The sequence below is a fragment of the Flavobacterium sp. GT3P67 genome (assembly GCF_004349155.1).
Taxonomy (GTDB): Bacteria; Bacteroidota; Bacteroidia; order Flavobacteriales; family Flavobacteriaceae; genus Flavobacterium; species Flavobacterium ranwuense.
In genome coordinates this window covers 158,466-174,404 of the sequence record NZ_SMLF01000007.1, presented here as the reverse complement: position 1 = coordinate 174,404, position 15,939 = coordinate 158,466, and the positions used below count along the sequence as shown (strand labels likewise).

The following is a 15,939-nucleotide window of genomic DNA, read 5'->3' as shown; positions in this document are numbered from 1 at the left end:
AGAATGAAACAGAATTTTATCAAACAGACTGATATAGAAGAATATATCTTGAAAAATTATGAAGATATAGAACGGGAAAAAGAACAAAAATTCGTAGATTTAATGATTGAAATTATTGTATCATTAACATTGAAAGAATTATATGAAGAGGGCGATTAGATATCTAAGATTTAGTCAGTTAGGGCAGAGTAATGGCTCGATTGAAAGACAGGAATTATACACAGACCAATATCTGCAATATAATAATATACAGTTGGTGGATTCCTTCATCGACCGGGGTAAAAGTGCCAAGACTTTTGACCGTCCAGATTTTATAAAATTACAGGCATTCATTGCCAAACATTATAAATCAGTGGATTACCTACTTGTAGACCAGCTTGACCGTTTCAGCAGGGATGCGGGTGAAGCTATGAGTTTGGTCAAACAATTCCAAAAAAAATACAGTATTCAGATTATCAGCGTGACCGAAGGGATAGTTTTTGATTATGATACACCGGGAAGCTTTTTCAGAGCAGGCTTGCAATTGTTGCTAGCTGAAGAAGACAATATCAACAGGAGTATAAAAGTGCGTGGCGGACTCTATACAGCCCGTGCAAAAGAAGGTCGCTTCCTTACTAGAGAAAAACCTTTCGGCTACAGCAAGGTTGGAGAAGGAAAACAGCGCCACCTTGAAGTAAATGAGATAGAAGCTAAAATTGTCAAAACAATTTATGATATGTATCTGCGTGATGTGCCGTTATATAAAATCAAAGAAATAGCTTATCAATCAGGTTTTGACAGGAAAGGAAACATGGCTATTGATCGTGTGCTGGCAAATCCTGTTTATGCGGGACTTGTAAGAGTTGAACCTTTCAAGGATTTGCCAGGGGGACTTTTCCCAGCCATTCATGAGCCAATAGTTGATAAGACGACATGGACAATGGTACAGTCCAAAATGAAGAAAGCTGATAAAGTAAAGGTAGTTATCGATGATGAAATACCGCTACGGGGCGTTGTAAAATGTCATTGTGGAAGTCCGCTTACAGGTGCACCTTCCCGTGGTAAATCGGGTAAATATTTTTACTACTATAAATGCAAACATTCAAAACACAACAACATAAGTGCAATAAAAGCACATGAGCAGTTCTTAAATGCCTGCGATTTCATGAGTGTTCCTGAAAGACAGATTAAAGAAATAAGAGATGGCAGTTATGCCTCAATTGAACAGGAAGTAAAGGCAAACAAGAAAAAAGTAGCAATCAAAAAACAGGAACTGGAGGAAGTACTGCATCGATTAAATGCAGTAGAAGAAAAATGGTTTAAGGATGAAATAAACAAGGACACCTACGAAAGATGGTATTCTACCTACAGTGATCACATATTAACCCTTTCAGCAGCAATAGAAAGACTCAGTGCAAATCAAGGGAAGGCCTTCGAGATTTTAGACCGTAATCTGGATTTATTGGGTGATATCAGACATGTCTACACGAAGTCAGACACTTTTCAGAAGCGTGAGTTTGTAAACATGGTGTTCGATGGTAACTTATACTACCAAGAGGGTATATATCGAACACCTACGATGTTGGATATATTTTCTCATAATGCCAGTAAAATGGAGGAAAGGGGATGTCTTATATACAAAAAAAAGAGGGAAAACCTTTCGGTAATCCCTCACAGTGGGCGATGAGGGGTTCGAACCCCCGACCCCCTCGGTGTAAACGAGGTGCTCTGAACCAGCTGAGCTAATCGCCCTAATGCAATTTAGTTACTTTCGTTTCCGTTATTGCGTGTGCAAATATACGCCACTTTTCTAGATTTGCAAGTAAAAACCAAAAAAATTATAAAATTTCTGCCACTACAAAGGTGCTTCCGCCAATGTATATAAAATCAGATTTTGCAGCGTTTTCAATTGCTTTTTGATAAGCTTCTGAAACAGAATTGTATACTTCGCCTTTTAGTTCGAAAGTTGCTGCTTTTTGTTTTAGAATTAGAACATCAAGCCCGCGAGGAATGTTGGGTTTACAAAAATAATAATTTGCTTTTTTAGGGAATAAAGGTAGAATTTCATCTAAATCTTTGTCATTTACTACTCCCAAAACAATATGTAAAGTATCAAAATATTCTTTTTGTATTTGATTCAAAACAATTTCCAGTCCGTTTTTATTGTGTGCAGTATCGCAAATGACTTTTGGAAATTCTCCTAATTGTTGCCATCTTCCTTGAAGTCCGGTGTTTTTTGCCACATTTAGTAAGCCGGATTTTGTGTTTTCGGGAGTAATTTTAAATTCGTTCTGACTATTTAAAACAGAAACGGTTTGTAAGACCGTCTTTTTATTGTGCATTTGATAATCGCCAATTAAATCAGAAGGATAGGTTTCTGAAACCAAATCAGGAGCAAAATAGATTTCCGAATTACATTCTTTGGCTTTGGCCAAAAAAACGGGTTTGGTTTCAGGAGTATATTCTCCAATAATTACGGGAATATTTGGCTTTATGATTCCTGCTTTTTCAAAAGCAACAGCTTCAAGTGTGTTGCCCAAAAATTGTGTGTGATCCAATCCTATATTGGTAATAACTGAAACTAATGGAGTGATGATATTGGTGGCATCCAATCTTCCGCCCATTCCCACTTCAATAACAGCGATGTCTACTTTTTCTTTGGCAAAATAATCGAAAGCCAGTCCAACAGTCATTTCGAAAAAACTCATGTCGTTTGATTCGAAAAAACTTTTGTGTTCATTAATGAAATCAGTGACAAATTCTTTAGAAATATTCTGTTCGTTAATTTTTATACGTTCTCGGAAATCCTTTAAATGCGGTGATGTATACAATCCAACTTTATAACCCGCTTCTTGAAGTATGGATGCCAGCATGTGAGAAGTGGAACCTTTTCCGTTAGTTCCTGCAACATGAATACACTTTATTTTTTCTTGTGGATTATCAAGATGAGCTATGAGTAAATGCGTGTTGGTTAAATCTTTTTTATAGGCCGAAGCGCCCTGAAGTTGGTACATCGGGAGTTGATTAAACATCCAATTTATGGTTTCCTGATAGTTCATTTTTGTAATAAAATAGTAGTTGTTTAAAATATTTTTCTATTTTTTTAGTTTAATAGTACATCGAAAAGTATCTTTAGTGCAAAATTGAAATAATTTTTAGAATTAATGATTAAAATACAATAATATTATATGTTTAGTTTTATACAATTACAGGCCGACACCATTACCAACGCTGCTTCAAACGTAGTTATTGAAAAAATTGCTCCAAATGCCGAAATATCCACTTTAGGATTTCTTTTAAAAGGAGGTGTGTGGCTTATCCCAATCGGGATTCTACTATTTTACACTTTTTATCTGATTATTGAACGCTATTTGTATATTAGTAAAGCATCAAAAATTGATACTCTTTTAATGCGCGATGTACGCGATAATCTAAATTCAGGAAATCTTGATTTGGCTCGATCTATTGCAGAAAGAAATAATACTGCTTCAGGAAATATTGTAAGAGAAGGGATTCTAGTTATTGGGAGGCCTATTATTGAGATTGAATCCAACATGGATCGTGCTGCAGATATAGAAATAGGAGGAATGGAGAAGTATTTAGGTCATTTGGGACTTATTGCCGGAATTGCACCTACACTAGGATTTATTGGAACTATATCAGGAGTAATTAAAATATTTTACAGTATTTCGGTAACTGAGAATATTAGTATTGGTAATATTTCTGGAGGATTGTATGAGAAAATGATCAGTAGTGGAGCTGGATTAATAGTTGGTATTATTGCGTATAGCGGATATCATTTATTAAACGGCAAGATTGATAATTTTGCGTTGAAAATTCAAAAACAAATATTAGAGTTTGTAAATATTATTCAAAGATCGTAACATGTCTATAAAACGAAAAAGAAGATTTCATGCCGAGGTGGCTACTTCGTCATTAAGTGATATTATGTTTTTCTTGTTGTTGTTTTTCCTGATTATATCAACGTTGGCAAATCCTAATGTTATCAAAATGACATTGCCAAAAGCCAAATCTAACGAGAAAACAAACAAGCAATACATCAGTTTGTCTGTTACTGAGGATAAAAAATTCTACATAGATAAGCAAGCGGTTTCCTTTGAAGAACTGGAAACGACTTTGATGTCTAAGATGAATTCAGAGAAAGATCAAACCGTTATTGTTCGTATTCCATTCAATTTACAAGTGCAAGATTTAGTTGACGTACTGCAAATAGGAGTGAAGAACAATCTGAAGTTTGTGATTGCTACGAGTCCCAAGTAAGCGTCATTGCGAGTTTTTAAGAAGCAATCGCATCGTTTGGGCGTGACCACAATAGAAAAAGGGGCTAATCAACTTTATGCTGATTAGCCCCTTTTTCTATTACGGTCGGGCTATCCGCAGTACTTCGGTACTTGCTTCTATCCCTCACGCAAATTCGTAAACTATCAAATTATTGCAGTTGTCATTGCGAGGAACGAAGCAATCACAGTTGTTACTCTCGTTATGCGATGGCGCCCGTTCCTAATTGTTTTAATTCAAATTGAAATTGTAAACAATCTTACCGACTTGCTTTTCCGGTGCATCGTTGCTCGCATCCCATCTCGTGTTCATAGCGGCAATTCGGGCCTGATCTAATAAGCATTTTGCGGTATTCGTAGTTCCTTTTACACCGGCAACTGCATTTATAGTCCTTCCGGTTCTGTCAACAGAAACTTCTACGACAACTTTTCCTTGTTCATTGCAAGTATATTTTGGTGCGGGTTTTGATAATGCTTTTCTGTTTCCTAACGAATATCCAACTCCTCCGCCAGAACCACTTCCGGTTCCACCGCCGCTTCCGGAGCCATATCCACTGCCAGTTCCTATTCCGGTTCCGGTACCATTTCCTCCGCCTGTTCCCCCACCAGAACCACCGGTTCCATAATAACCATTAGAACTCAAGCTTCCGCTAGCTTTTCCTTTGTTTCCGGCTGCTTTGTCATCGCCATCGCCTCCTTTATTAGAGCCTTTTAGAATGCTGGATAAAGCATCATTTGTATTGTTAGAAACTTTAGGTTTTACAACCACTGGTTTCGTTTCTTCTTTTACGACTACTGTTGGTTTTTTAGTTTTTTCTTTTGTTGGAATCACAACACTTTCTTCGGTACTGTTTTCTTGAGATAAAATAGCTTCCTCTGGAGTTGATTTTGCAGGCGTTTGTCTGGTTTGGTTTTTTATTTCCAAAACTTCGCTTTTATAATTTGCTCCAGAACCGAAATCGCTGTCACCAAAATTTACAGTAACGCCACCGCCACCGCCGCCGCCAGCAAGTTCATCGATGTTTGCAGGTGGCCAAAATCGGATGAAAAATAAAATCAACAACATTGTCGCATACAAAAGAATAGATAGTGCTAACGATTTCTTTTGATCTGATGAAATGGTGGAACTCATTTGTATTTAAAATTTTAAAAAGTCTATTACTAAAAAACGTTGAAAAGTACTAAAAATTGTTAAGAGTAAAAAGCTACTGCCAGAATATAAATAAGGATTGCTTTCGCTTAAAACTAGAAATAAGAAAAGGGATTAAATAGATTTTAAAATCTGCTTAATCCCAGTTCCGATAAATATAAAAGAATACTATTTGATTTTAAGTAAGCTGCTTCAATGCGATTTCAAAAGCAGTTGCACTGATATTTGTTTTACTTGGATTCAAATTATGCGCTTTTTCAATTGCTTTTTTGATGATTTCCGAAGTGTCTTGGAAGATAGCTTCATCTGTCATTTGTACTTTCTTTTCCATGAAGTAAGCAAAAACACGAGCCATACCACAATTAGAAATAAAGTCAGGAATCAAACTCACTTTATGATCTACATCTTCCATAATTGGACCAAAAAAGATTTCTTTGTCGGCAAAAGGAACATTTGCACCACACGAAATTACTTCAAGACCATTGGCAATTAAACTGTCAATTTGAGATTGAGTTACTAATCTGGAAGCGGCACATGGAGTGAATATTTCAGCACCGATTGTCCAGATTTTTTGATTGATTTCTTCAAAAGGAATCATATTTTCGGCAACCAGTTTGTTTCCGTCTTTTGCAAGAAATAAGGCTCTTATTTCTTCAAAAGTGAATCCTTCTTCATTGATTAATCCACCATCTCTGTCGATGATACCAATTACTTTTGCACCCATTTCGGCTAAGTAAAAAGCAGCAGCAGAACCTACATTTCCAAAACCTTGTACAATTGCTTTCTTCCCTTTTACATCTCCACCATAAATAGTGTAATAATTACGGACAGCTTCGGCAACGCCATAACCGGTAATCATATCGGCAACAGTATATTTTCTGGAAACATCAGGGGAGAATTTTGGATTTTCAATCACTTTAACCACACCTTGACGCAATTGTCCAATTCTGTTGATTTTGTCTGCTTCTGTCGGTTTGAAGTGACCGTTGAAAACACCTTCTTGCGGATGCCAGACGCCACATTCTTCCGTCATTGGAATTACTTCGTGAATTTCATCTACATTCAAATCACCACCAGTTCCGTAGTAACTTTTCAATAAAGGAGAAACAGCTTTGTACCAACGTTGTAAAACGCCTTTTTTTCTTGGGTCGTTCGGATCAAAATTAATTCCAGATTTAGCACCGCCAATAGCAGGTCCAGAAACCGAAAATTTCACTTCCATGGTTTTTGCCAAAGACAAAACTTCATTCATATCCAACCCTTTTCTCATGCGAGTTCCACCACCGGCAGCACCACCACGTAGCGAATTGATAACTGTCCATCCTTCAGCTTCCGTTTCAGCATCTTTCCAATGGAAAACAATCTCAGGTTCTTTATTTTCGAATTTCTTTAATAAATCTTTCATTTGTGACAATTAATTTTGATATGCAAATCTAGTTTTTTCAAACAATTTAAAAAGAAATTTTACTTTTTTTTTGTTATTTAGATACCGATTGGTATCTTTACATATGCGATCATCGGAAATAACAAAAGCAAAAGTGCTAAAAGAAGCGACTACTCTTTTTAATACAAAAGGGTATAAATCTACGTCATTAAGTGATATTACTGAGGCTACAGGTTTGACCAAAGGTGCTATTTACAGGCATTTTGAGAATAAAGAAGGTCTTGAAATTGAAGCTTTTCAGAAAATGATGCAAGCCATTTTTGGGGCTTTAAATGAGAAAATTAAGGTCGAAAACAACACTAGAGATAAGTTGTTTTGTGTGCTTAATTTGTTTCAAAGTTACATTACAAGTCCATTAATTATTGGTGGTTGCCCGCTGCTAAATCTTGCTGTAGAAGTTGATGATACTAATTTGGAATTGAAGCAAAAAGCACAACAAGCCTTGTTCGTTTTTCGCGATTCTGTGGAGAAAATAATTATCAATGGAAAAACACACAAACAAGTTCGGAATTTAGTTAACGAAAAACTAGTGGCAACGATATTGATTTCAACACTTGAAGGCGGTGTGATGATGAGTAAACTTCAAAATTCAAACTCCGATATTGAGATTGTAGTGAACCATTTAAAAAACTGGATTGTTTCGGATATATTACTGTAAAAAAATTTAAACAATTTGATATCAATCGGTATCTTAAAACAAAAATAATTATGAATTTTAGAAAAATAATGCAAAAATCGACAGGGTTTTATTTCAATTTGTTGTCATTTATTCATCCAAAAAAGCTAAAAAAGGATGGGTTTTTACTTTTTTGCAATCCATTTGCTCGAAAAGTAAAACCGCATCAATTGGAATTTTTGCAAAGAGGAATGTCAGATGTTCTAAATTTTGAAGGGTACAAAATCCAAACGTATAAATGGGGCAGTGGGAGTAAAAAAATACTTTTAGTTCATGGTTGGGCCAGCCATTCTTTCCGTTGGAAAAACTATATTGAACATTTGGTTAAAAACGATTTTACGGTTTACTCCTTAGATGCACCTGCTCATGGTTTATCTTCCGGTAAATACATTCATGTGGTTTTGTATGCGAAAGTTATAAACGTTTTTTTAGAAATAAATTCAGATATTTCATCAATTGTCAGTCATTCCATCGGCGGATTCGCAACTGCTTATTTTTTAGATGAATACAAAGGACATACTATTGAAAAAGTGGTTATTATGGGTGCACCCGGTGAAGCTTCCGATTTTTTTGATTTTTACAAACAAACATTAGGATTAACTACAAAATCTGTCAACTTAATTATTGATGAATTTCAGGTACAATTAGGAAAATTACCAAGCTATTTTTCCAGTGCTAAATTTGCAGAAAGCATTGCTATTCCGGCTTTAATCGTACATGATAAAAATGATTTGGCAACTAGTTATAATTATTCCATACGATTAAATAAGCATTGGAAAAACAGCCAATTGATTCTTACAGAGGGATTGGGACACGATTTAAAAAGCAAAGATATAATGAAAAAAGTTACCGATTTTGTTTTGAATTAAACACATAAATTTCACCTGAACTATGATCTGTACTAGCACCAGTGACACTGCTCAAAACATTGATTTCTCCGCGTAATTTTAAAACACCGAGTAGCGCAAAAATCAACGCTTCTTTGAATTCCAGGATTTTAGTTGATGGAATAATAATTTTCATTTCCGGCAAATGATACTGAATGCGTTCGATGAGAAAATCATTGTAAGCACCGCCGCCAGTGATATAAAGGCTTCCGTTTTTATTTGGCAAAGCCAAAGCAATTTGCAACGCTACATGTTCGGTGAAAGTATGTAATTTGTCTTCAACTGGAATGGAATAGCTGTCGATAATAGGTAAAACAGTTTCTTTTACAAATTCAAAACCCAATGATTTAGGATGTTTCTTTTGATAGAAATCTAAAGCATTTAATTCATTCAATAAATCTTCATTACAAATTCCGGTTCTTGATATAATGCCTTTGTTATCATAATCCAAACCCAATTGGTTCGCATAAAAATTCAAAACAGTGTTTACCGGCGAAATATCAAAGGCAATTCGGTTGTTATTTTGTTCAAATGAAACATTCGAAAAACCGCCTAAATTCATGCAGTAATCATATTCAGGAAATAAAATTCGGTCACCAATAGGAACCAAAGGTGCGCCTTGACCGCCAAGTTGTACATCCTGAATTCTGAAATCACAAACTACCGTTTGATTAATTAAAGTAGCGATTTCGGGTAAATTACCAATTTGAAGCGTGAATCCGTTTTGTGGTTGGTGTAAAATAGTATGTCCGTGGGAACAAACGGCATCGAGATTTTCGATTTTGTGCTTTTTGATAAAATTGAAAATAATAGCAGCCAGGAGTTGTGTGTAGTCTTGATTTAATTTCTGAAGTTCTTTGTCTGAAAAATCAACGGCTATTTTCAATTGGTTCACCCAATCAGCGCTATAAGAAACGGTTTCGGATTCCAAGATTTGAAATTCCCATTTATTATTTTTTACAGTAAAGACAATATGCGCCAAATCTACTCCATCGAGAGAAGTTCCGGACATTACCCCTACAACTATATACTTTTTTTTTAACATTGGCTAAATTTACGAAATCGTTTGAAATCTGATATTTAATAATTACTTTTGACGACAAATTTAAGAACATTTAATTTACTATAAAAATATGGATTTTAACCTAACCGAAGAGCATTTAATGATTCAACAGGCTGCCCGTGATTTTGCGAATGCCGAATTGTTACCTGGAGTTATTGAAAGAGATGAATATTCTAAGTTTCCAACTGAACAGGTAAAGATGATGGCTGATTTAGGTTTCTTGGGAATGATGGTTGATCCTAAATATGGCGGATCTGGTTTAGATAGTGTTTCGTATGTTTTGGCTATGACCGAAATTTCAAAAGTTGATGCTTCTGCAGCGGTGATTATGTCAGTAAATAATTCATTAGTTTGTGCCGGTATAGAAAAATATTGTAATGAAGAACAAAAAATGAAATATTTGGTTCCTCTTGCTAAAGGAGAAGTGATAGGCGCTTTTTGTTTGTCAGAACCGGAAGCGGGTTCAGATGCAACATCTCAAAAAACAACTGCAATAGATAATGGAGATCATTACCTGTTAAATGGTACAAAAAACTGGATAACTAATGGTTCGTCTGCATCTACTTATATTATAATTGCTCAAACGGATATTGAAAAAGGGCACAAAGGAATCAATGCTTTTATTGTTGAAAAAGGTTGGGCAGGATTTGATATTGGACCAAAAGAAAAGAAAATGGGAATCCGTGGATCAGATACGCATTCTTTAATGTTCACTGATGTAAAAGTTCCTAAAGAGAACCGAATTGGGGCTGATGGATTTGGTTTTAACTTTGCCATGTCAGTATTGAACGGTGGAAGAATAGGTATTGCTTCTCAAGCATTAGGTATTGCAACTGGCGCGTATGAACTGGCATTGAAATATTCACAAGTAAGAAAAGCTTTTGGAAAGGAAATTTTCAAACACCAAGCAATCGCTTTTAAATTAGCGGATATGGCTACTCAAATTATGGCTGCAAAAATGCTAGTTCTTAAAGCAGCTTCTGAAAAAGATGAAGGGAAAGACATTTCACAATCTGGGGCCATGGCTAAGTTATTTGCTTCGCAAACGGCTATGGATACCACTATTGAAGCTGTTCAAATTCACGGGGGGAATGGATATGTGGCTGAATATCATGTAGAGCGCATGATGCGTGATGCTAAAATTACTCAGATTTATGAAGGAACTTCTGAAATACAAAGAATTGTAATTTCAAGAACATTAGTTTCATAAATATATTTTATATGATTTTATAAACCCTTTCAAGTTATGATTTGAAAGGGTTTTTGTTTTTCAAATTGTTTTTTTAATACATTTACGAAAAGAATTTTTATGTATGAAGATTTAAAATATTGGTATTTGCGCGACCACAAATTGTTTCGGACTTTGAGTTTTGGGCAAATCAAGCAATTGTGTATTATTACCGGTTTTAAAAAAGCACAGAAAGGCGAAATTATCTATTTTTCTGCTTCGGATTTACCAAGAATTTTTTTGCTTAAAAAAGGGAATATAAAAATTGTTGCGGTCGATGAAGACGGAAATGAAACGATTAAAGATATTATTCAAAAAGGAGATTTGTTTGGGGAACTGACTTTGGAGGCGGACATTCAATCCAATGAATATGCAAAAGTGCTTTCGGATGATGTAGCCATTTGTAGTTTTCTAATGTCGGATTTCGAAAATTTATTGTTGCGAAATCCAAGTCTGGCTTTGTCCTATACTAAGTTTGTAGGCTTAAAGATGAAACGCATTAAGAACAGTTATTCTAATTTGATTTCTAAAGACGCTAAAACCAGATTGTTTCAGTTCTTAAAAGATTGGGCTGAAAAGGAAGGCAAACAAGTAGAGAATAAAGTTGTAATTGAAAACTACCTGACACAAAACGATATAGCGCAAATTATCTGTACTTCGAGACAAACGGCGACTCATTTACTCAATGAAATGGAAACTAATGGCACAATTGTTTATAGTAGAAAAGAAATTATCATAACAGATATCAGTAAAATATAATTATTTTAGTAGAACTGTAATATAGCCGACATATCATCTCGATATAACACAGTAGTTTTACAACTTAAAAATGTAACACTATGAAAAAAATAATTTGTTTGGCTTTATTAGCAATTGGACTATCGGTAAATGCTCAAAATGATTTACCAAAATCAGCCACTGAAATCGCACCACTACTTATTGGAGAAAAAATCCCTAATGTCACTTTAAAATCCGTTGAAAATAAAGAGGTCAATTTAACCGAATTAATTACCAAAAAAAAAACCGTTTTAGTTTTTTATCGTGGTGGTTGGTGTCCGTATTGTAATATTCATTTAGCCGCATTGGCTGAAGCCGAAAAAGAATTGTTAGATTTAGGATATCAAATAATCGCCATAAGTCCTGATGCTCCAAAAAGTCTAAAAGTAACAGATGACAAAGGAAAATTAAATTATTTGTTATTATCGGACAGTACGGGCGAATTGTCTAAAGCTGTTGGAATTGCTTTTCAAGCTCCGGAAAATTATAAAGCTATTATAGCTAAAGGTTCTGAAGGCGTGAATAATTCTTTTTTACCTGTTCCGGCGGTGTTTATTTTAAATGAGAATGCTGAAATTGAGTTTGAGCACATTACTCCAAATTATAAGAACAGAATTTCAAATGATTTGTTGATTGCCGTTGCAAAATCTTTAAATAAATAATCATGAAAAAGCTACTGTTTATTCTAATCGTATTGTGTACTCTTTCTGGGTTTTCGCAAAAGGATAATAAACGACTGACTCATTTTAATCTTGAAAAAAAGGTGGCTATTCAAGGATATGATCCTGTGGCTTATTTCAAACAAGGAAAGGCAGTCAAAGGGAAAAAAGAAATATCAGTATCGCAAGAAGGTGTCGTTTATTATTTTTCTATGCCAGTAAATAAAGAATATTTCTTGAAGAATCCTTCAAATTTTGAACCTCAATACGGAGGCTGGTGTGCCTTTGCAATGGGAGACTCTAATGAAAAAGTGTCTGTAAATCCAGAGACTTTCAAAATTAGTAATGGGAAGTTGTACTTGTTTTACAATGCTTTCTTCAATAATACATTGAAAAGTTGGAATAAAGAGGAATCCGGATTGATGATGAAGGCCGATGCTAATTGGAATAAAATAATTAAATAATTAAATAAAAAATAGAAATCATGAAATCAGGTGTGTTTTTCTGGATAGTACGACTCGCTGTAGCGGTAATTTTAGCGCAAACGCTGTACTTTAAATTTACGGCCAGCGAAGAATCGGTTTATATTTTTTCTGCTTTGGGAATTGAACCTTACGGAAGGATTGGTACTGGAATTGCGGAGTTGATTACGGCAATTTTGATTTTAATACCAAGAACTTCGTTATTTGGCGCTATAATGGGTTGCGGCGTTATGGTTGGTGCGATTTTTGCACATCTGTTTGTGCTTGGGATTGAAGTGAAAAATGATGGGGGCACACTTTTTATTTTGGCACTAATTACCTTTCTTTGTTGTGTTACTTTAGTATTTAAGGATAGAACTAAAGTAATGAATTTGTTGAATTAAAACTTAAATATGCTAATACCTTCTATAAATAATAGTTTAAACGAACTAATTGATTTACTAAATCAATTGTCACAAAATGAATATTCAAATTCTTGTGCAGAATTAAGTAATGCAACTATTGGAGAGCATACCAGGCATATTATAGAGATGTTTCAATGCTTAGAAAATCAATATGATTCAGGTTTTGTGAATTATGATAAAAGAGAACGAAATACTCTTATTCAAACGGATACCTTTTTTGCTGTTGAAAATATTGTGTTGATTCAACAAAATTTAGACAAAAAAAATAAAAACATCGAGTTGTTGCAAATTATTGATGGAGAGGAAATTCGAATTGAAAGTAACTATTTCAGAGAATTGCTGTATAATTTAGAACATTGTATTCATCATCAGGCACTTATTAAAGTGGCTATTTTGCAATGTGAGACAGTGACAATAGATCCTGATTTTGGAGTTGCTCGATCTACAATAGCATTTAGGAATCAATGTGCACAGTAAGTTTTATAGCAACGAATGATAAAATTATCATTACCTCCAATCGGGATGAAAAAACAGTAAGACCGAGTGCAATACCTCCAAGAAATTATACCGTAAACGGAAAAAATATTATTTTCCCAAAGGATCCCAAAGCAGGAGGAACTTGGTTTGCTGCTAATGCAGACGGGACAATTTTGGTGCTGTTAAATGATGCCGACGAAAAACATAAAGTTCAACTTCCATATCGAAAAAGCCGTGGTTTGATTGTTTTAGATATGATCAGCAGCATTTCACCAAAGGATTTTTGGACCGAAATTGATTTGGAAAATATAGAACCTTTTACGTTAGTTTTATTTCAAAATAATGCTCTTTTCCAATTGCGCTGGAACGGAAAAGAGAAAGAAACAACTCCTTTAGATATTAATGAAAACCATATTTGGTCTTCATCAACATTGTATCCATCAGCGATTCGTGAAAAACGTTCCAATTGGTTTTATACTTTTATGAATGACAATTCTGAAATTTCTGAATCAAAAATGCATGATTTTCATCGCTATACCGAAAAGGGAAATGATGAAAATGGTTTGGTTATCAATAGAAATGACGAGATGAAAACCTTAAGTATCACGCAATCGGTTATTGAAAAAAATAAAGTAGCTATATTGCATTACGATTTGATTGCACAGCAGGATTTTTCGACCTCATTTATCACCGTTTAAAAAACACACATTGAAACTATTTTTTCATAAAATTACCCATTGGGAATACTGGCCTTTCCAGATTGTTTATATTCCTATTTATTTTTTATGGTCCTATTATTCAATAAAGGCAAAATCTATTTTTTTCTTTAATGCTTCTAATCCAACCATAAAAAATGGCGGTTTTATGATGGAGTCTAAAAAAGAAATCTATAATTTGATTCCGCAACAATATTACCCAATAACGGAATTAATTAAACAAGGAACTGCTCTTGAACAAATTTTAAAGAGTATTGAAGAGGCAAAAATAAAATACCCCTTGATTGCAAAACCAGATATTGGATTACGAGGATCTGGGGTAAAAAAAATTAATACCGTTGCCGATTTAAAAGGATATGCTGACAAAGCAAATTTCGATTACATAGTGCAGGATTTAATTCCTTATGAGCACGAAGTTGGGATTTTCTATGTACGGTACCCTCATGAAAAAGTGGGTAGAATCACAGGAATAGTTTCTAAAGAATTTCTGATTATTACCGGAAATGGATTCTCTACTATAGAAGAACTAATCAAAGAAAATCCTCGATACGAACTGCAATTAAAGGTTTTGAAACAGGAGTACGGAAAAAAACTACTCGATATTCTTCCAAAAGGAGAGAAATTGAATTTGGTCCCTTATGGAAACCATGCTCGAGGTGCAAAATTCATAGATGGAAGCCATTGGATAACCCCAAAACTGACAGAGACAATTAACGAAATGTGTTTGCAAATTCCAGGTTTTTACTTTGGAAGAATGGATGTGATGTACAATACTATGGAAGAATTGGAACAAGGTCTAAATTTTTCAGTTGTGGAGTTGAATGGTGCTGCAAGCGAGCCTACACACATTTATGACCCCAAGCATTCTTTGTTTTTTGCTTGGAAAGAACTAGCCCGCCATATTACGTATATGTATGAAATAAGTGTTGCAAATCATAAAAATGGCACACCGTATTTACGGCATAAAGACGGCATGAAAGAATATAGAATGCATCTCGTACAAAGCAATAAAATTGTAAATTTTTAAAACTATGAAGGCATTGAAAAACATTTTTGTTGGTTTTTTAGTGAGCTTTATCGGTTCGATACCTTTAGGATATTTGAATGTTATAGGTTTTGAAATTTATTCGAGACTAGGAATGAACAGCTTAGTTTTCTTTTTATTAGGAGTGATTTTTGTGGAGATGTTTGTGATTTATTTCACTTTAATTTTTGCAAAGCAACTAGTCAATAATAAAAAATTAATGAAGATCATTGATTTTTTTTCCGTTTTCTTTCTGTTGATTTTAGGCTACTCTTTTTATGCTAGTTCTAATCAAACAGTGGAACAGCAAGGAATTTTAGAAAAATATGCGATGTATTCTCCTTTCCTGATTGGCGTATTTTTGAATTGTATCAATTTCCTTCAATTGCCATTTTGGACGGGTTGGAATCTCTATCTGATGAATGGAAATCATATTTCCATTGTAAATAAGTTAAAACAGTATTATATTGCGGGGACTTTATTTGGTACATTTCTTGGAATGTTGACTTTAGTTTTGATACTAAATATGTTGTCTCAAAATACTACTAGCTTTTCTAAATATGTAATTCCAGTAGTAATTCCATCATTTTTTGTGATTTTGGCTCTTGTTCAAATGGGTAAAGTTTACAAGAAATATTATCAAAAAAAAATCAAAATATAAAAGTTTAATGCTAA

Annotated in this window: 19 protein-coding genes and 1 tRNA gene; 15 read left to right on the top strand and 5 right to left on the bottom strand. The window is 34.5% G+C overall.

The window, feature by feature from the left end:
- The first annotated feature begins 3 nt into the window (after positions 1–3).
- Together E0H99_RS17255 and E0H99_RS12510 are read left to right on the top strand one after the other, a co-directional pair.
- Positions 4–159 (top strand): hypothetical protein, encoded by a 156-nt coding sequence (locus tag E0H99_RS17255; RefSeq protein WP_165930299.1) that lies wholly within the window; start codon positions 4–6, stop codon positions 157–159.
- The gene (locus E0H99_RS12510) at positions 143–1,666 is read left to right on the top strand and encodes a recombinase family protein (RefSeq protein WP_131995973.1); all 1,524 of its coding nucleotides are present in this window, start codon (positions 143–145) and stop codon (positions 1,664–1,666) included. Before E0H99_RS17255 ends, E0H99_RS12510 begins: the two co-directional genes overlap by 17 nt.
- On the opposite strand, the gene E0H99_RS12505 is transcribed toward E0H99_RS12510, so the two are convergent.
- Together E0H99_RS12505 and E0H99_RS12500 are read right to left on the bottom strand one after the other, a co-directional pair.
- A tRNA-Val gene (locus tag E0H99_RS12505) sits at positions 1,657–1,731 on the bottom strand. The two genes, E0H99_RS12510 and E0H99_RS12505, sit on opposite strands and share 10 nt — an antisense overlap.
- A gap of 86 nt (positions 1,732–1,817) precedes the next feature.
- Positions 1,818–3,038 (bottom strand): bifunctional folylpolyglutamate synthase/dihydrofolate synthase, encoded by a 1,221-nt coding sequence (locus tag E0H99_RS12500; protein ID WP_131995970.1) that lies wholly within the window; start codon positions 3,036–3,038, stop codon positions 1,818–1,820.
- A gap of 129 nt (positions 3,039–3,167) precedes the next feature.
- Here E0H99_RS12500 and E0H99_RS12495 point away from each other — a divergent pair, with 129 nt between their 5' ends.
- On the top strand, positions 3,168–3,863 hold the full coding sequence (locus E0H99_RS12495) for a MotA/TolQ/ExbB proton channel family protein (protein WP_131995967.1): 696 nt from the start codon (positions 3,168–3,170) through the stop codon (positions 3,861–3,863).
- A gap of 1 nt (position 3,864) precedes the next feature.
- Positions 3,865–4,260, top strand: coding sequence for an ExbD/TolR family protein (locus E0H99_RS12490; RefSeq protein WP_131916957.1), 396 nt, complete (start codon positions 3,865–3,867; stop codon positions 4,258–4,260).
- Positions 4,261–4,509: 249 nt separating this feature from the next.
- Here E0H99_RS12490 and E0H99_RS12485 read toward each other — a convergent pair whose 3' ends face one another.
- Together E0H99_RS12485 and E0H99_RS12480 are read right to left on the bottom strand one after the other, a co-directional pair.
- On the bottom strand, positions 4,510–5,409 hold the full coding sequence (locus E0H99_RS12485) for an energy transducer TonB (protein ID WP_131995964.1): 900 nt from the start codon (positions 5,407–5,409) through the stop codon (positions 4,510–4,512).
- Positions 5,410–5,605: 196 nt separating this feature from the next.
- Positions 5,606–6,832 carry a Glu/Leu/Phe/Val dehydrogenase dimerization domain-containing protein gene (locus E0H99_RS12480; protein ID WP_131995961.1) on the bottom strand — a complete coding sequence of 409 codons (1,227 nt, stop codon included), beginning with the start codon at positions 6,830–6,832 and terminating at the stop codon, positions 5,606–5,608.
- A gap of 103 nt (positions 6,833–6,935) precedes the next feature.
- Between E0H99_RS12480 and E0H99_RS12475 the strand changes: the two genes are divergently transcribed.
- Complete coding sequence (locus E0H99_RS12475; protein WP_131995958.1) at positions 6,936–7,529, top strand: TetR/AcrR family transcriptional regulator; 594 nt, start codon at positions 6,936–6,938, stop codon at positions 7,527–7,529.
- 50 nt (positions 7,530–7,579) lie between these two features.
- Complete coding sequence (locus tag E0H99_RS12470; protein WP_131995955.1) at positions 7,580–8,416, top strand: alpha/beta hydrolase; 837 nt, start codon at positions 7,580–7,582, stop codon at positions 8,414–8,416.
- Here E0H99_RS12470 and E0H99_RS12465 read toward each other — a convergent pair.
- Positions 8,394–9,479, bottom strand: a complete 1,086-nt coding sequence (locus tag E0H99_RS12465; RefSeq protein WP_131995952.1) for an anhydro-N-acetylmuramic acid kinase — start codon at positions 9,477–9,479, stop codon at positions 8,394–8,396. The genes E0H99_RS12470 and E0H99_RS12465 overlap by 23 nt on opposite strands.
- Positions 9,480–9,567: 88 nt before the next feature.
- Here E0H99_RS12465 and E0H99_RS12460 point away from each other — a divergent pair, with 88 nt between their 5' ends.
- From E0H99_RS12460 to E0H99_RS12420, 9 genes are all read left to right on the top strand, one after another.
- Entirely contained in the window at positions 9,568–10,707 is a 1,140-nt protein-coding gene (locus tag E0H99_RS12460) for an acyl-CoA dehydrogenase family protein (RefSeq protein ID WP_131995949.1), read from the top strand.
- A 99-nt stretch (positions 10,708–10,806) separates the two neighbouring features.
- On the top strand, positions 10,807–11,484 hold the full coding sequence (locus E0H99_RS12455; RefSeq protein WP_131995947.1) for a Crp/Fnr family transcriptional regulator: 678 nt from the start codon (positions 10,807–10,809) through the stop codon (positions 11,482–11,484).
- Positions 11,485–11,564: 80 nt separating this feature from the next.
- Complete coding sequence (locus E0H99_RS12450; RefSeq protein ID WP_131995944.1) at positions 11,565–12,164, top strand: peroxiredoxin-like family protein; 600 nt, start codon at positions 11,565–11,567, stop codon at positions 12,162–12,164.
- Positions 12,165–12,166: 2 nt separating this feature from the next.
- Complete coding sequence (locus tag E0H99_RS12445) at positions 12,167–12,625, top strand: YHS domain-containing (seleno)protein (protein WP_131995941.1); 459 nt, start codon at positions 12,167–12,169, stop codon at positions 12,623–12,625.
- Between the two features lie 20 nt (positions 12,626–12,645).
- Positions 12,646–13,026 (top strand): DoxX family protein, encoded by a 381-nt coding sequence (locus E0H99_RS12440; protein WP_131995938.1) that lies wholly within the window; start codon positions 12,646–12,648, stop codon positions 13,024–13,026.
- A 9-nt stretch (positions 13,027–13,035) separates the two neighbouring features.
- Positions 13,036–13,524 (top strand): DinB family protein, encoded by a 489-nt coding sequence (locus E0H99_RS12435; protein WP_131995935.1) that lies wholly within the window; start codon positions 13,036–13,038, stop codon positions 13,522–13,524.
- Complete coding sequence (locus E0H99_RS12430; RefSeq protein WP_131995932.1) at positions 13,512–14,222, top strand: NRDE family protein; 711 nt, start codon at positions 13,512–13,514, stop codon at positions 14,220–14,222. Before E0H99_RS12435 ends, E0H99_RS12430 begins: the two co-directional genes overlap by 13 nt.
- Before the next feature lie 10 nt (positions 14,223–14,232).
- Positions 14,233–15,267: a D-alanine--D-alanine ligase gene (locus E0H99_RS12425; protein WP_131995929.1), complete on the top strand. Its 1,035-nt coding sequence runs from the start codon at positions 14,233–14,235 to the stop codon at positions 15,265–15,267.
- A gap of 4 nt (positions 15,268–15,271) precedes the next feature.
- A complete protein-coding gene (locus E0H99_RS12420; protein WP_131995926.1) occupies positions 15,272–15,925 on the top strand; it encodes a hypothetical protein in 654 nt (217 codons plus the stop codon).
- Positions 15,926–15,939: the final 14 nt, after the last annotated feature.

Excerpts from the sequence above, each read along its gene's own strand:
- E0H99_RS17255 (WP_165930299.1), top strand. The coding sequence starts at position 4 with ATGAAACAGAATTTTATCAAACAGACTGATATAGAAGAATATATCTTG.
- E0H99_RS12510 (WP_131995973.1), top strand. The coding sequence starts at position 143 with ATGAAGAGGGCGATTAGATATCTAAGATTTAGTCAGTTAGGGCAGAGT.
- E0H99_RS12500 (WP_131995970.1), bottom strand. The coding sequence starts at position 3,038 with ATGAACTATCAGGAAACCATAAATTGGATGTTTAATCAACTCCCGATG.
- E0H99_RS12495 (WP_131995967.1), top strand. The coding sequence starts at position 3,168 with ATGTTTAGTTTTATACAATTACAGGCCGACACCATTACCAACGCTGCT.
- E0H99_RS12490 (WP_131916957.1), top strand. The coding sequence starts at position 3,865 with ATGTCTATAAAACGAAAAAGAAGATTTCATGCCGAGGTGGCTACTTCG.
- E0H99_RS12485 (WP_131995964.1), bottom strand. The coding sequence starts at position 5,409 with ATGAGTTCCACCATTTCATCAGATCAAAAGAAATCGTTAGCACTATCT.
- E0H99_RS12480 (WP_131995961.1), bottom strand. The coding sequence starts at position 6,832 with ATGAAAGATTTATTAAAGAAATTCGAAAATAAAGAACCTGAGATTGTT.
- E0H99_RS12475 (WP_131995958.1), top strand. The coding sequence starts at position 6,936 with ATGCGATCATCGGAAATAACAAAAGCAAAAGTGCTAAAAGAAGCGACT.
- E0H99_RS12470 (WP_131995955.1), top strand. The coding sequence starts at position 7,580 with ATGAATTTTAGAAAAATAATGCAAAAATCGACAGGGTTTTATTTCAAT.
- E0H99_RS12465 (WP_131995952.1), bottom strand. The coding sequence starts at position 9,479 with ATGTTAAAAAAAAAGTATATAGTTGTAGGGGTAATGTCCGGAACTTCT.
- E0H99_RS12460 (WP_131995949.1), top strand. The coding sequence starts at position 9,568 with ATGGATTTTAACCTAACCGAAGAGCATTTAATGATTCAACAGGCTGCC.
- E0H99_RS12455 (WP_131995947.1), top strand. The coding sequence starts at position 10,807 with ATGTATGAAGATTTAAAATATTGGTATTTGCGCGACCACAAATTGTTT.
- E0H99_RS12450 (WP_131995944.1), top strand. The coding sequence starts at position 11,565 with ATGAAAAAAATAATTTGTTTGGCTTTATTAGCAATTGGACTATCGGTA.
- E0H99_RS12445 (WP_131995941.1), top strand. The coding sequence starts at position 12,167 with ATGAAAAAGCTACTGTTTATTCTAATCGTATTGTGTACTCTTTCTGGG.
- E0H99_RS12440 (WP_131995938.1), top strand. The coding sequence starts at position 12,646 with ATGAAATCAGGTGTGTTTTTCTGGATAGTACGACTCGCTGTAGCGGTA.
- E0H99_RS12435 (WP_131995935.1), top strand. The coding sequence starts at position 13,036 with ATGCTAATACCTTCTATAAATAATAGTTTAAACGAACTAATTGATTTA.
- E0H99_RS12430 (WP_131995932.1), top strand. The coding sequence starts at position 13,512 with ATGTGCACAGTAAGTTTTATAGCAACGAATGATAAAATTATCATTACC.
- E0H99_RS12420 (WP_131995926.1), top strand. The coding sequence starts at position 15,272 with ATGAAGGCATTGAAAAACATTTTTGTTGGTTTTTTAGTGAGCTTTATC.